The organism is Burkholderia sp. BCC0397, from assembly GCF_902832865.1.
In the GTDB taxonomy this organism is placed as follows: domain Bacteria; phylum Pseudomonadota; class Gammaproteobacteria; order Burkholderiales; family Burkholderiaceae; genus Burkholderia.
The window spans coordinates 855,873-868,795 of the sequence record NZ_CADFDL010000002.1 but is presented as its reverse complement, the minus strand read 5'-3'; the positions used below and the strand labels follow the sequence as shown (position 1 = coordinate 868,795).

Sequence of the window (12,923 nt, the reverse complement as noted above, 5' to 3'; positions counted from 1 at the left end):
GTTTTACGGCAAATGCAACGTGTGCGGCATCACGCAGGCCGCTGCTGCCGCACCTGCTCGAACAGGCATACTGCCGCCGCCGCAGCAACGTTCAGCGACTCCATCCCGCCCGGCTGCGGAATCGTCACGCGATGCGTGGCCGCGTCGCGCCAGAATGCCGACACACCGGCGCCTTCGTTGCCGAACACCCATGCAACGGGCCCCGACAGGTCGCAGTCGTAGACCGCCTGCGCGCCGTGCGAGTCGGTCAGCGCGACCGGTACGTCGAGGCGCTCGGCAAGCGCCGCCGCTTCGACGTCCTCATGGATCGACAACAGGAAATGCGCGCCCATGCCCGAGCGCAGCACCTTCGACGACCACGCATAGGCGGTGCCCGGCGCGCAGAACACGTGACGCACGCCGGCCGCCGCCGCGCTGCGCAGGATCGAACCGACATTGCCGGCATCCTGCACGCCGTCGAGCACGACCGACGTATGCGTGACGCGCCCGGGCAGCGGCTGCGCCGGCCGGTCGACCAGCAGCAGGAAGCCGACGCCGTTGACGACGTTCGACAACTGCCCGAACAGCGCGTCCGGCAGCGTGACGATCCGCTGCGCGTCGATGCGCGCGACGATCGCCTGCGCCTCGGCGTGGCCGAGCGCACCTTCGGTCGTGACGCACAGCTCGGGTGTCGCACCCGTGTCGAGATACGCGCTCGCGAGATGGAAACCTTCGAGTAGCGCCTGGCCGCTGCGGCGCTGATGGGGCGTCGAACCCGCGAGCGCCTTCAGGCGCTTGTACAGCGGGTTGTCGCGGGAAGTAATGCTTTTCATCGAATCAGATCAAGCGCCGCACGAACCGGCGCGAACGAGCGCCGATGCGCTTCGCACGGGCCGTGCTCGCGCAATGCGGCAAGATGTTTCGCGGTGCCGTAGCCCGCATGCACGTTGAAGCCGTACACCGGAAAGCGTTCGTGCAGGTCGACCAGCATCCGGTCGCGCGTGACCTTCGCGAGGATCGAGGCGGCCGAGATGCTCGGCACGAGCGCGTCGCCGCTGACGATCGCTTCGGCACGCACGGTCAGCGTCGGGCAACGGTTGCCGTCGATCTGCGCGAGCGTCGGCAGCACCGACAGACCTTCGACGGCCCGCTTCATCGCGAGCATCGTCGCGTGCAGGATGTTCAGCGTATCGATCTCGTCGACGCTCGCCGACGCGACGCAGTACGCGTGCGAACGCGCGACGATCAGGTCGTACAGCATGTCGCGCTTCTTCGCGGACAGCACTTTCGAATCGTCGAGCCCGTCGATCGGCTGCGCCGGATCGAGGATCACCGCGGCAGCCACGACCGGCCCCGCGAGCGGGCCGCGGCCGGCTTCGTCGACGCCGCAGACGATCTCGTCCGGGCGGCTGAAATCGAAACCGCCCTGCACGTCGCTCGACGCACGGCGGCGGGGTGCACGGATTGCGGTCATGCGCGCCCCTTGCGTTGTTCGAGCACGCGCACGACGGCCTCGGCCGCCTTCGCGGCCGTGTTCTGCCGCAGCGAGAGATGCATTTCGGTAAACACTTCGGTCAGCGTGCGGCGGTTCGCGTCGTCGCGCAGCTGCGTGAGCGTCGCATCGGCGAGCGCCTCGGGCGTCGCGAAATGCTGCAGCAGCTCCGGCACGACGAAGCGCCCCGCCAGGATGTTCGGCAAGCCGACATACGGCAGGTAGCCCTGCCGACGCATGATCTGCCCGGTCAGCCAGGGCACCTTGTACGAGATCACCATCGGCTTCTTCAGCAGCGCGGCTTCCAGCGTGACGGTGCCGCTCTTCACGAGGATCGCGTCGGCGGCCGTCATCGCGACCTGCGAGCGGCCGTCGGTGATCGTCAATGCGAGTTGCGGGTGCGCGTCGACGAGCGGCCGCAGCAGTTCGCGCAGCGCGGGCGTCGCGGCCGGCATCACGAACCGCACGCCGGGCTCGCGCTGCTGCATCAGCGCCATCGCCGCGAAGAACGTCGGGCCGATCAGCGCGATCTCCGAGCGCCGGCTGCCCGGCAGCACCGCGATCACGGGGCCGTCAGCCGGCAGACCCAGCGCGATGCGCGCGCCGTGCGTGTCGGGCTCGAGCGGAATTTCGTCGGCGAGCGGATGGCCGACGTAGGTCGATGCGACGCCGGCCTTGTCGAGTATCGCCGGTTCGAACGGGAACAGGCACAGCATGTGGTCGACGGACTTCGCGATCTTCTTGATCCGGCCGCCGCGCCACGCCCAGATCGACGGGCACACGAAGTGGATCGACGGGATGCCCGCGTCGCGCGCGGCCTGTTCGACGTTGAAGTTGAAATCGGGCGCGTCGACGCCGATGAACGCGTCCGGCCGCTCGGCGAGCAGTTGGCGCTTCAGTTCGCCGCGAATCCGCAGGATCTCGGGAATCTGACCCAGCGCCTCGACATAGCCGCGCACGGTCAGCTTGTCCATCTGCCAGTGCGAGTCGAAGCCCTGCGCGATCATGCGCTGCCCGCCGATCCCGTAATACTGGGCCGATTCGGGCAGACGCTCGCGCAGCCCGCCGAGCAGCGACGCCGCGAGCAGGTCGCCCGACGGCTCGCCGGCCACCATCGCGAGCCGCAGCTGATTGGTCGGGAGCGCCATCGCTTAGCGGATGATGCCGCGTTGCGACGCGTCGATGAACTCGACGAGCGCCGTCACCGGTGCATCGCCGTCGCCGCCCGCTTGCGCGAGCTCGCGCAGTTGCACCTTCGCTTCCTCGAGCGACAGGCCGTTCTTGTACAGCAGGCGGTACGCGCTGCGCAGCGCCGAGATCGCGTCGGGCGAGAAGCCGCGCCGGCGCAGCCCTTCGACGTTGATGCCGTGCGGCTCGGCCTTGTTGCCGGCCGCGATCACGAACGGCGGAATGTCCTGCACGAGCGCCGACGCGCCGCCCAGCATCGAATGCGCGCCGATGCGCACGAACTGGTGCACGCCCGACATGCCGCCGACGATCGCCCAGTCGCCGATCTCGACGTGGCCGGCCATCTGCGCGTTGCTCGACAGGATCACGTGGCTGCCGACGGTGCAGTCATGGCCGATGTGCACGTAGGCCATGATCCAGTTGTCGTCGCCGAGCGTCGTCACGCCGACGTCCTGCACGGTGCCCGTGTGGATCGTCGTGAATTCGCGGATCGTGTTGCGGTTGCCGATCACGAGCCGGGTCGGCTCGTCCTTGTACTTCATGTCCTGCGGACGGCCGCCGACCGACGCGTAATGGCCGATGCGGTTGTCCTCGCCGAGCGTCGTGTGACCTTCGATCACGCTGTGCGAGCCGATCGTCGTGCGCGCGCCGATCGTGACGTGCGGGCCGACGATCGCGTACGGGCCGATCTCGACCGATTCGTCGATCTGCGCACCCGGCTCGACGATCGCGGTAGGATGAATCCTGGTCATGCGCCGTTGCCTCTCGATATGATGTGTCGCGTTGCTCGCGTTACGTTACCCATGCGTGCCGCGTCGCTCAGGGCGCCGCGTCGGTCGTCTTGACCGTGCACATCAGTTCGGCTTCCGCCGCCACCTTGCCGTCCACTTCCGCCACCGCCTTGAACTTCCAGATGCCGCGGATGTAGCGTTCGAACGTCACGTTCAGGATCAGTTGGTCGCCCGGTTCGACCACGCGCTTGAAGCGCGCGCCGTCGATGCCGACGAAGTAGTACAGCGTGTTTTCCGGATCCTTCGGCTGCTCTTCCGAGAACGTCAGCAGCGCGGCCGCCTGAGCAAGCGCCTCGAGGATCAGCACGCCCGGCATCACCGGCCGCTTCGGGAAATGCCCCTGGAAGAACGGCTCGTTGATCGACACGTTCTTCAGCGCTTTGATCCCCTTGTGCGGCTCGAGTTCGAGCACGCGATCGACGAGCAGAATCGGGTAGCGATGCGGCAGCAGCGTGAGGATCTTGTGGATGTCGAGATTGATTTTTTCAGTGCTCATGATGGTTCGTCTCACGCAGAGGCTGCGCGGTGGTGATGCAAAGGCTGAAGCGGGCCGCCGCGCGGCCCTGTCTGGCAAACCGGGCCGGTTGCGCTGGCCGTGCCCGGTTGGTGGTCTCGCATGACGCGCTCAGGCGTCGGTGCCGCCCTGGGCGGCGAGCGCGGCTTCGAGCGCCTTGATGCGCTCGCGCAGCTTGTCGAGGTTGCGCACGAGCGCGGCGCTCTTGTTCCATTCGCCGTGGTCGACGGCCGGGAACGCGCTGGTATAGATGCCGGCCTTCGGCAGCGACTTCGATACGCCCGACTTCGCGGTGATGATGACATAGTCGCCGAGCGTCACGTGGCCGGCGATCCCCGCCGCGCCGCCGATCATGCAGTGGCGGCCGATCGTCGTGCTGCCCGCGATGCCGGCGCTGCCGGCGATCACCGTATACGCGCCGATCCGGCAGTTGTGACCGATCTGGACCTGGTTGTCGATCTTCACGCATTCCTCGATGACGGTGTCCGCCATCGCGCCGCGGTCGATCGTCGTGTTCGCGCCGATTTCGACGTCCGGGCCGATCGTCACGCCGCCGACCTGCGGGATCTTGACCCAGCTGCCGGTGCGCGCGTCGCCGTCGCCGACGAAATCCGGTGCGAAGCCGAAGCCGTCGGAGCCGATCACGGCGCCCGAATGGACGATCGCGCGCGGGCCGATCTTGCAGCCGTGGTACACCGATGCGTTCGGATAGAAATGCGAGCCGGCGCCGATCGTCGTGCCGCGGCCGACGAATACGTTCGCGTCGAGCTGCACGCCGTCTTCGATCACCGCGCCGGCCTCGACCGTCACGTGCGGGCCGATCACCGCGGTCGCGGCGACCTGCGCGGCCGGATCGATCGTCGCGCTCGGATGCACGCCGGCCGCGCGCGGCGGCGTGGCGAGATCGATGAACATCTGCGCGACGCGCGCGAAGTACGCGTACGGATTCGGCGTCACGATGAAGTTGCGACCATGGGCAGCCGCACCCAGCTTTTCGAGATCCTTCGGCGCGATCAGCACCGCGCCGGCGCGGGTCGTCTCGACCTGCGACAGGTACTTCGGGTTCGCGAGAAACGCGAGTTGCTGAGGGCCTGCCTGGTCGAGCGGCGCGAGGCCGCTGACCGTGCACTGTGCATCGCCGGCGATCTCGCCGCCGAACCGCTTTACGAGTTCCTCGAGCGTCAATGCCATTCGTCGTCTGCTCCGTTCAGTTCGTCGAGCCGGACGCGAGCGCCTTGAGCACCTTGTCGGTGATGTCGATGCGCGGGCTGACGTACACGGCTTCCTGCACGATCAGGTCGTAATTCTGCTGCTCGGCGATCTGCTTGATGACCTTGTTCGCCCTTTCCAGCACGGCCGCCAACTCTTCGTTGCGGCGCTGGTTCAGGTCTTCGCGGAACTCGCGCTGCTTGCGCTGGAAGTCGGTGTCGAGCTGCGCGAGATCGCGCTGCTTCTGCGCGCGATCGGCCGCCGACAGCGACGTGCCGTTCTTGTCGAGCGAATCGGACATCGACTTCAGCCGTGCCGCCAGGTCCTGCAGATCCTTGTCACGCTTCGCGAACTCGGCTTCGAGCTTCGTCTGCGCCGCCTTCGCGGGCGCCGACTCGCGCAGGATCCGATCCGAATTGACCGCCGCGATGCGGGCGACGTCCTGTGCGTGCACCGTCGCCGCGCCCAGGGCCAGCGCAACGGTCAGCGCGCACATCACTCGTTTCGAAAACTTACCGGTTAGCAAAATTACCCTCTCGTTGCTGTTGTCATGCGTTCGGTCAGAACGCCGTCCCGATCTGGAACTGGAATTTCTGGTACTGGTCGCCTTCATGCTTCTGCAGCGGGAAGCCGAGGCTCAGCTTCAGCGGGCCGATCGGCGAGATCCACGCGAGACCCACACCGTAGCCGTAGCGCAGGCCGTTGGAGCCCGTACTCGTGCCGCCCGGCGCATTGCCCCACACGTTACCGCCGTCGAGGAACGTGAACACACGCAGCGTGCGGTCGTAACCCGTGCCCGGCAGCGGGAACGTCAGTTCGATGTTGCCGACCAGCATCTTCGAACCGCCGATCGGATCGTTCGTCTTCGTGTCGCGCGGGCCCAGCGAGCTCGGCTCGTAGCCACGCACGGAGCCGATACCGCCCGCGTAGTAGTTCTTGAAGATCGGGTACGGGTTGCCGATACCGTTACCGTACCCGCCCTGCAGGTTCAGGCCCAGGATGAAGCCGCGCGAGAACGAATAGTAGTATTGCGCCTGCAGGTCGGCCTTGTAGTACTGGATCTTGCCGACCGGCACGCCGTACTCCATGTTCGCCTGCGTGAAGTAGCCGCGGCTCGGGATCAGCGCGCTGTCGCGCGCGTCGCGCGACCATGCGACCGTCAGCGGCACCGTGTTCGACACGCGGCCGAACTCGTTCACGTAATCCTGGTAGCTCTGCGGCGTGTTCGAATCGACGTCGAGGCGGTTCTGCTCGAAGCCCGCGCCGAAGTACACGGTATCGACTTCCGAGAACGGAATGCCGAACTTCAGGTTGCCGCCCGCGCTGATGATCCGGAAGCTCGAGTTCGTCGAATAGTAGAGCGGCTGGTACGTGCGGTAGAAGACGTCCGTGATCCGCTTGATGCCGTCGACCGTGAAGTACGGGTCGACCTGCGTGACGGTCAGCGTGCGGTAGCTCTTCGCGGTGTTGACGTTCACCGACAGGCTCGTGCCCGAACCGAACACGTTGTCCTGCGACACGCCGGCCGACAGCACGACCTTGTCCGTCGACGAGAAGCCGGCGCCCAGCGTGATCGCGCCGGTCGGCTTTTCGTCGACCTTCACGTTCACGTCGACCTGGTCGTTCGTGCCTTCGACCGGCAACGTCGTCACGTCGACGTTGGTGAAGTAGCCGAGGCGGTTCACGCGGTCCTTCGACAGCGCGAGGCGGTTCGAGTCGAACCACGAGCTTTCGAGCTGGCGCATTTCGCGGCGCACCACTTCGTCGCGCGTGCGCGTGTTGCCGACCACGTTGATGCGGCGAACATACACGCGGCGGCTCGGGTCGACGACGAGGTTCAGGTTGACCTTGTGGTTAGCCTGGTCGATGTCCGGCTGCGCGTTGACGGTCGCGAATGCGTAGCCGTATTCACCGAGCTTGTCGACGATCGACTTGGTGGTCTGCTGCAGCTTTTCGGCCGAGAAGCGGTCGCCCGGCTTGATCTTGATCAGCTTGTTGAGTTCGGCCTCGCGATCGAGCAGGTTGCCCGACAGCTTGATGCCCGACACCGTGTACGGCTCGCCTTCGTGCAGCGTGACCGTCAGGTACATGTCCTTCTTGTCCGGCGAGATCGACACCTGGGTCGACTCGATGTTGAACTCGAGGTAGCCGCGGTTCAGGTAGTACGAGCGCACGGCCTCGAGGTCGCCCGTGAGCTTTTCCTTCGAGTACAGGTCGTTCTTCGTGTACCAGGAGAACCAGTTCGGCGTCGACAGCTGCATCTCGTCGCGCAGCGTGCTGGTGCTGAACGCCTTGTTGCCGATGAAGTTGATCTGGCGGATCTTCGCGCTCGGGCCTTCGGCGACCGCGAACAGGATCGACACGCGGTTCGCGTCGACCGGCGTGATCGTCGTCTTGACCTCGGCCGCATAGAAGCCGCGCGTCAGGTACTGGCGCTTGAGCTCCTGCTCCGCCTTGTCGACGAGCGCCTTGTCGTAGTAGCGGCCATCGGCGAGGCCGACCGCGCGCAGCGCCTTCGTCAGGTTGTCCTTGTCGAATTCCTTCGTGCCGGTGAAGTCGATCGACGCGATGGCCGGACGCTCCTGCACCTGCACGATCACGACGTTGCCCTGCGTGGCGATGCGCACGTCGTTGAAAAAGCCCGTCGCGTACAACGCACGGATTGCTTCGGATGCCTTGTCGTCCGTGAAGGTATCGCCCTGCTTGATCGGCAGATAGGCGAACACCGAACCCGCTTCGACGCGCTGCAGCCCCTCGATCTTGATGTCTTGCACCACGAACGGTGCCGCTGCATGCGCCGCGAGGCCGTGCGCGGCGAGCGCGGCCGCCGCAACTGTCTTAGGTACAAAGCGATGAGGTTTGAACAACATGCATCCCCAATATTTAGCTGCATCAAATCGGGCGGCTGGCCAGCGGCCGCCGCCTGACGCTTCAGAAATGGATTAACCGAGCCAGATCGTTGAACAGCGCGATCGCCGACAACGCGACGATGCAGATCAACCCGGCTCTTTGCAGAATCAGCTGCCAGCGCTCCGAGACGGCTTTCCCGGTCGCGGCTTCAACCGCATAATATAACAGATGCCCCCCGTCCAAAACGGGAATCGGCAACAAGTTCAGGACGCCAAGGCTAATGCTGACAAGGGCGAGGAACGACAGGAACGCCGACGGACCGAGCCGCGCGCTCTTGCCTGCGTAGTCGGCGATCGTCACCGGTCCGGACAGGTTCTTCAGCGACGCGTTGCCCGTGATCATCCGCCCGAACATCTTCAGCGAATACACGGAAATGTCCCACGTGCGGTGCGCGCCGAGCCGCAGGCTGTCGATCGGCCCGTAGCGCACGTCCACCGACGGCGCGTGCATCGACAGCGCCGCGCCGATGCGGCCGACCTGCTGCCCGGATTCGTCGTCGCGCTGCGTCTGCGGCACGATCGACACCGTCCGCGCGGCGCCGTCGCGCTCGATCTGCAGCTCGAGCGGCCGGCCCGCATGGTGCTTCACCGTATCGATGAAACGCGCCGCGCCGCCGATCGGCTTGCCGCCGAGCGCGACCAGCTTGTCGCCGGCCTTCAGGCCGGCCCGCTCCGCCGCGCTGCCCGGCTGCACCGACGCGACCGACAACGTGCCGCCGCCGGCCTCGAAGCCCAGGTGGGCCATGAAGTCGTCGTCGAGCTGGCTGTCGGGCACGTTGCGCAGGTCGACGCGGAAATCGAACGTCGCATTGCCGTCGCGCGCGCCGAGCACGACCTCGCGATGGTCGAACGCGGCCGACAGCAGCTTCCAGCGCAGGTCGGACCACGATCGCACCGGCTCGGACTCGCCGCCCTGCGCGTCGCGGATCGACACGACCGTCTCGCTGCCGTCGAAGCCCGCGCGGGCCGCCGCCGTGCCGGCGGCCGGCGGCGCGACGATCGCGGTCGGCTCGGTCACGCCGGTGGCGAATACGATGGAGAACAGCGCGATTGCCAGCAGGAAGTTCGCAATCGGCCCGGCCGCGACGATCGCGATGCGCTTGTAGACCGACTTCCGGTTGAATGCCTGGCCGAGCTCCTCGGGCGGAATGCCGGGGCCCGGATCGCGCTCGTCGAGCATCTTCACGTAGCCGCCGAGCGGCAGTGCGGACAGCGTCCACTCGGTGCCGGTCCTGCGGCTGACCCAGCGCGCAACGGGCTGGCCGAAGCCGATCGAGAAACGCAACACCTTCACGCCGCACCAGCGCGCGACACGATAATGTCCGTACTCATGCACGACGACCAGTACCCCGATCGCCACCGCAAACGCGACCAGTTCGACCAGCACGTTCATGAGCACCCCATTCAGACCGTACGCTCCACGCGTGGCGCAGGCGCTTTTGCAATGATCGCGGCGGCGAGGCGGCGAGCCTCGGCATCCGCCGCGAGGACGTCGTCGAGCCCGTCGGGCGCGCGGTTCGGCAGCGCGTTGAGCACTGCGTCGACCGTCGCCGCGATCGCCATGAAGCCGATCCGGCGCTCGAGAAATGCTTCGACCGCCACTTCGTTCGCCGCGTTCAATGCGGCGCTCGCGATGCCGCCTTCCTCGAGCGCCTTCAGCGCAAGCGCGAGGCACGGGAAGCGCGCGTAATCGGGCTTCTCGAATGACAGCTGGGCGATCTGCGCGAGGTCGAGCTGATCGACGCCCGCATCGACGCGCTCGGGAAACGCGAGCGCGTGTGCGATCGGCGTGCGCATGTCGGGGTTGCCGAGCTGCGCGAGCACCGAACCGTCGCGGTACGACACGAGCGAATGGATCACGCTCTGCGGATGGATCAGCACGTCGATCCGGTCGCCCGGCAGCCCGAAGATCCAGTGCGCCTCGATCACCTCGAGGCCCTTGTTCATCATCGTCGCGGAATCGACCGAGATCTTGCGGCCCATCACCCAGTTCGGGTGCTTGCACGCCTCGTCCGGCGTCACGTCGACGAGCGTGGCCGGCTCGCGCGTGCGGAACGGGCCGCCCGACGCGGTCAGGATGATCTTCGAGATCCCGCCGTGCTCGGCCGCGTCGCGCGGCATGCACTGGAAGATCGCGTTGTGTTCGCTGTCGACCGGCAGCAGGATCGCGCCATGGTCGCGCACGGCGTCCATGAAGATCGCGCCCGACATCACGAGCGCTTCCTTGTTCGCGAGCAGGATCCGCTTGCCGGCGCGGGCGGCCGCCAGGCTCGGCGCGAGGCCGGCCGCGCCGACGATCGCCGCGACCACCGTGTCGCAGCCGTCGCTCTTCGACACGTCGACGAGCGCCTGCGGCCCGTGCAGCACGACCGTCCTGCTGCCCGCCGCGCGCAGTTTCGCGTCGACGTGCGCGGCCGTCGCGGCATCGCCGACCACCGCCACTTCAGGCGCGAAGCGCAGACACTGCTCGACGAGCTTGTCGCCGTTGCGGTGCGCGGTCAGCGCGTAGACCGAGAAGCGCTCGGGATGGCGCGCGACCACATCGAGCGTGCTGTCTCCGATCGAGCCCGTGGAACCGAGCAATGTCAGACGTTTTTGCATAACAGAAATAAGGGTTTAACCAAGCAGCAGCATCGCGAGCGGCAGCACCGGCAGCAGCGCGTCGACACGATCGAGCACGCCGCCATGGCCCGGCAGCAGTCCGCTCGAATCCTTCACGCCCGCCTGCCGCTTCAGCAGCGACTCGAACAGGTCGCCGATCACGCTGTACGCGACCAGCAGCGTCAGCGCGGCCCACGCGCCGGCCATCCCGTAGCGCGCGGCGAATGCAGAAAACAGGGTCGGTTCGAATGCGTGCACGGCCATCGCGACACCGGCGACGACCATCACTGCGAACCAGCCTCCGATCGCGCCTTCCCAGCTCTTGCCGGGGCTGATCGTGATGGCCAGTTTACGCTTTCCGAAGGCCTTGCCCGCGAAGTATGCGCCGATATCGGCCAGCCAGACGACCAGAAGCAGCGACAGCACGAACGGCACGCCCTGCGCGCGGGCTGCAACGAGCGCGTGCCAGCAGGCGGCGAACACGACGAGGCCGGCGGCCAGCAGGAACGCCCGCCAGACGCCGCCCGCGAGGTCGGGCTTGCGCCGCAGCGCGAACGGGCCGACCAGCAGCCAGAACACGCCGGCCGCCATGAAAAGGGGACGGGACGAAGCCGCGTCGACGCCGAGCGGCGCGGTGGCCGCGAGCGCGAGCGCCGCGACGACCGCATAGACGACCGGGCCCGCGCCGCCGAGCTTCAGCAGGCGCGCCCACTCCCACGCGGCGAACACGAGCACGACGCCGATCAGCGCGCCGAACCCGTTGAGCGGCGCGAACAGCGTCACCGGCAGCAGCACTGCCAGCATCACGATCGCCGTGATCACACGGGTTTTCAGCATGAAAGGGAGTCGGCGCTCTGCGATTGCGGTTCGAGCTGCGCACTCGTGCGCCCGAAACGGCGCTCGCGCTCGGTATACGACGCCATCGCGTCGGCCAGTGCCGCGCCGTCGAAATCCGGCCAGTACTTGTCGGTGAAATAGAATTCGGCGTACGCGAGCTGCCACAGCAGGAAGTTGCTGACGCGCTGCTCGCCGCCGGTGCGGATGAAGAGATCGGGCTCCGGCGCGTAGGCCATCGCCAGATGCGGCGCGAACGCGTCCTCGGTCACTTCGACCTCGCGACCTTCGCGCACGGCCTGCTCGACGAGCTTCTTCGTCGCCTGCAGGATGTCCCACCGGCCGCCGTAGTTGGCTGCGATGGTGAGCGTCAGACGGGTATTGCGCGCCGTCTTGGTTTCGGCGCGGCGAATCAGTTCGCGGATGCGCGGCTCGAAACGGTCGAGATCGCCGACGACACGCAGGCGGATCCCGTTCGCATGCAGCTTGCCCACTTCGCGCTCGAGCGCGGTGATGAACAGCCGCATCAGGAACGACACTTCGTCGTTCGGCCGGCGCCAGTTTTCCGAACTGAACGCGAACAGCGTCAGGTATTCGACGCCGGCGCGCGCGCAGCCTTCGACCACCGCCCGCACGGCATCGACGCCGCGGGTATGCCCCGCGACGCGCGGCAAGCGGCGTTCGGTCGCCCAACGGCCGTTGCCGTCCATGATGATCGCGATGTGACGCGGCACGACACCGACGTCAGGCACGCGAACGGTAGAGCTGGTATAGGTCATGGCCGTTGAGACAGTAATGCGGGAAGAAGGCGGCGCGCGAGGACGGTCGTCAGACCGTCATGATCTCGGCTTCCTTGGTCTGCACGAGCTTGTCGATTTCGGCAACGTGCTTGTCGGTCAGCTTCTGCACGTCGTCGCTCGCACGGCGCTCGTCGTCTTCCGAGATTTCCTTGTCCTTCACGAGCTTCTTCAGCGCTTCGTTCGCGTCGCGGCGCAGGTTGCGGATCGCGACCTTGGCCGTTTCGCCTTCGCTCTTCACGACCTTGGTCAGCTCGCGGCGGCGCTCTTCGGTCAGCGCGGGCATCGGCACGCGGATCAGGTCGCCGGACGTTGCCGGATTCAGGCCCAGATCGGCTTCGCGAATGGCCTTCTCGACCTTCGCGACCATCGGCTTTTCCCACGGCTGCACACCGATCGTGCGTGCGTCGACGAGCGTCATGTTGGCAACCTGCGAGATCGGCACCATCGACCCGTAGTAGTCGACCTGCACGTGATCGAGCATGCCGGTGTGCGCACGGCCCGTACGGATCTTCGCCAGATCGCTCTTGAATGCATCGATCGAGCGTTGCATCTTCTGCTCGACGCCCTTCTTGGTATCAGCGACACTCATTTCAACCTCCGAACCTT

At 66.7% G+C, this 12,923-nt stretch carries 13 protein-coding genes; all 13 read right to left on the bottom strand.

The window, feature by feature from the left end; translation table 11 throughout:
* Positions 1 to 29 precede the first annotated feature (29 nt).
* The 13 genes from HWX03_RS08775 to frr all read right to left on the bottom strand — a co-directional run bounded on the left by HWX03_RS08775 (position 30) and on the right by frr (position 12,906).
* Positions 30 to 812 carry an RNA methyltransferase gene (locus tag HWX03_RS08775; RefSeq protein WP_174431416.1) on the bottom strand — a complete coding sequence of 261 codons (783 nt, stop codon included), beginning with the start codon at positions 810 to 812 and terminating at the stop codon, positions 30 to 32.
* Positions 809 to 1,453, bottom strand: coding sequence for a ribonuclease HII (gene rnhB, locus HWX03_RS08770; protein ID WP_175870993.1), 645 nt, complete (start codon positions 1,451 to 1,453; stop codon positions 809 to 811). The genes HWX03_RS08775 and rnhB overlap by 4 nt, the downstream gene beginning before the upstream one ends.
* On the bottom strand, positions 1,450 to 2,619 hold the full coding sequence (gene lpxB, locus HWX03_RS08765) for a lipid-A-disaccharide synthase (RefSeq protein ID WP_175870992.1): 1,170 nt from the start codon (positions 2,617 to 2,619) through the stop codon (positions 1,450 to 1,452). The genes rnhB and lpxB overlap by 4 nt, the downstream gene beginning before the upstream one ends.
* Before the next feature lie 3 nt (positions 2,620 to 2,622).
* Positions 2,623 to 3,411: an acyl-ACP--UDP-N-acetylglucosamine O-acyltransferase gene (lpxA, locus tag HWX03_RS08760; RefSeq protein ID WP_175870991.1), complete on the bottom strand. Its 789-nt coding sequence runs from the start codon at positions 3,409 to 3,411 to the stop codon at positions 2,623 to 2,625.
* Between the two features lie 67 nt (positions 3,412 to 3,478).
* On the bottom strand, positions 3,479 to 3,946 hold the full coding sequence (gene fabZ, locus HWX03_RS08755) for a 3-hydroxyacyl-ACP dehydratase FabZ (protein WP_174390161.1): 468 nt from the start codon (positions 3,944 to 3,946) through the stop codon (positions 3,479 to 3,481).
* A gap of 129 nt (positions 3,947 to 4,075) precedes the next feature.
* On the bottom strand, positions 4,076 to 5,155 hold the full coding sequence (lpxD, locus tag HWX03_RS08750) for a UDP-3-O-(3-hydroxymyristoyl)glucosamine N-acyltransferase (protein WP_175819594.1): 1,080 nt from the start codon (positions 5,153 to 5,155) through the stop codon (positions 4,076 to 4,078).
* A 16-nt stretch (positions 5,156 to 5,171) separates the two neighbouring features.
* Entirely contained in the window at positions 5,172 to 5,669 is a 498-nt protein-coding gene (locus tag HWX03_RS08745; protein WP_048248617.1) for an OmpH family outer membrane protein, read from the bottom strand.
* A 64-nt stretch (positions 5,670 to 5,733) separates the two neighbouring features.
* Positions 5,734 to 8,043, bottom strand: coding sequence for an outer membrane protein assembly factor BamA (gene bamA / locus HWX03_RS08740; protein ID WP_174431411.1), 2,310 nt, complete (start codon positions 8,041 to 8,043; stop codon positions 5,734 to 5,736).
* Positions 8,044 to 8,104: 61 nt separating this feature from the next.
* The gene (rseP, locus tag HWX03_RS08735) at positions 8,105 to 9,475 is read right to left on the bottom strand and encodes an RIP metalloprotease RseP (RefSeq protein WP_175870990.1); all 1,371 of its coding nucleotides are present in this window, start codon (positions 9,473 to 9,475) and stop codon (positions 8,105 to 8,107) included.
* Between the two features lie 11 nt (positions 9,476 to 9,486).
* Positions 9,487 to 10,683 (bottom strand): 1-deoxy-D-xylulose-5-phosphate reductoisomerase, encoded by a 1,197-nt coding sequence (locus HWX03_RS08730; RefSeq protein ID WP_175819592.1) that lies wholly within the window; start codon positions 10,681 to 10,683, stop codon positions 9,487 to 9,489.
* Between the two features lie 15 nt (positions 10,684 to 10,698).
* Positions 10,699 to 11,520, bottom strand: coding sequence for a phosphatidate cytidylyltransferase (locus tag HWX03_RS08725; protein ID WP_175870989.1), 822 nt, complete (start codon positions 11,518 to 11,520; stop codon positions 10,699 to 10,701).
* Entirely contained in the window at positions 11,514 to 12,296 is a 783-nt protein-coding gene (uppS, locus tag HWX03_RS08720; protein WP_175870988.1) for a polyprenyl diphosphate synthase, read from the bottom strand. Before uppS ends, HWX03_RS08725 begins: the two co-directional genes overlap by 7 nt.
* A gap of 49 nt (positions 12,297 to 12,345) precedes the next feature.
* The gene (frr, locus tag HWX03_RS08715) at positions 12,346 to 12,906 is read right to left on the bottom strand and encodes a ribosome recycling factor (protein ID WP_047901007.1); all 561 of its coding nucleotides are present in this window, start codon (positions 12,904 to 12,906) and stop codon (positions 12,346 to 12,348) included.
* Positions 12,907 to 12,923: the final 17 nt, after the last annotated feature.

What these genes read in the sequence shown, in the direction of transcription:
- uppS (WP_175870988.1), bottom strand. Translation starts at nt 12,296, where the DNA reads ATGACCTATACCAGCTCTACCGTTCGCGTGCCTGACGTCGGTGTCGTG.
- bamA (WP_174431411.1), bottom strand. Translation starts at nt 8,043, where the DNA reads ATGTTGTTCAAACCTCATCGCTTTGTACCTAAGACAGTTGCGGCGGCC.
- lpxB (WP_175870992.1), bottom strand. Translation starts at nt 2,619, where the DNA reads ATGGCGCTCCCGACCAATCAGCTGCGGCTCGCGATGGTGGCCGGCGAG.
- lpxD (WP_175819594.1), bottom strand. Translation starts at nt 5,155, where the DNA reads ATGGCATTGACGCTCGAGGAACTCGTAAAGCGGTTCGGCGGCGAGATC.
- HWX03_RS08730 (WP_175819592.1), bottom strand. Translation starts at nt 10,683, where the DNA reads ATGCAAAAACGTCTGACATTGCTCGGTTCCACGGGCTCGATCGGAGAC.
- fabZ (WP_174390161.1), bottom strand. Translation starts at nt 3,946, where the DNA reads ATGAGCACTGAAAAAATCAATCTCGACATCCACAAGATCCTCACGCTG.
- frr (WP_047901007.1), bottom strand. Translation starts at nt 12,906, where the DNA reads ATGAGTGTCGCTGATACCAAGAAGGGCGTCGAGCAGAAGATGCAACGC.
- HWX03_RS08745 (WP_048248617.1), bottom strand. Translation starts at nt 5,669, where the DNA reads ATGTGCGCGCTGACCGTTGCGCTGGCCCTGGGCGCGGCGACGGTGCAC.
- rnhB (WP_175870993.1), bottom strand. Translation starts at nt 1,453, where the DNA reads ATGACCGCAATCCGTGCACCCCGCCGCCGTGCGTCGAGCGACGTGCAG.
- rseP (WP_175870990.1), bottom strand. Translation starts at nt 9,475, where the DNA reads ATGAACGTGCTGGTCGAACTGGTCGCGTTTGCGGTGGCGATCGGGGTA.
- HWX03_RS08775 (WP_174431416.1), bottom strand. Translation starts at nt 812, where the DNA reads ATGAAAAGCATTACTTCCCGCGACAACCCGCTGTACAAGCGCCTGAAG.
- lpxA (WP_175870991.1), bottom strand. Translation starts at nt 3,411, where the DNA reads ATGACCAGGATTCATCCTACCGCGATCGTCGAGCCGGGTGCGCAGATC.
- HWX03_RS08725 (WP_175870989.1), bottom strand. Translation starts at nt 11,520, where the DNA reads ATGCTGAAAACCCGTGTGATCACGGCGATCGTGATGCTGGCAGTGCTG.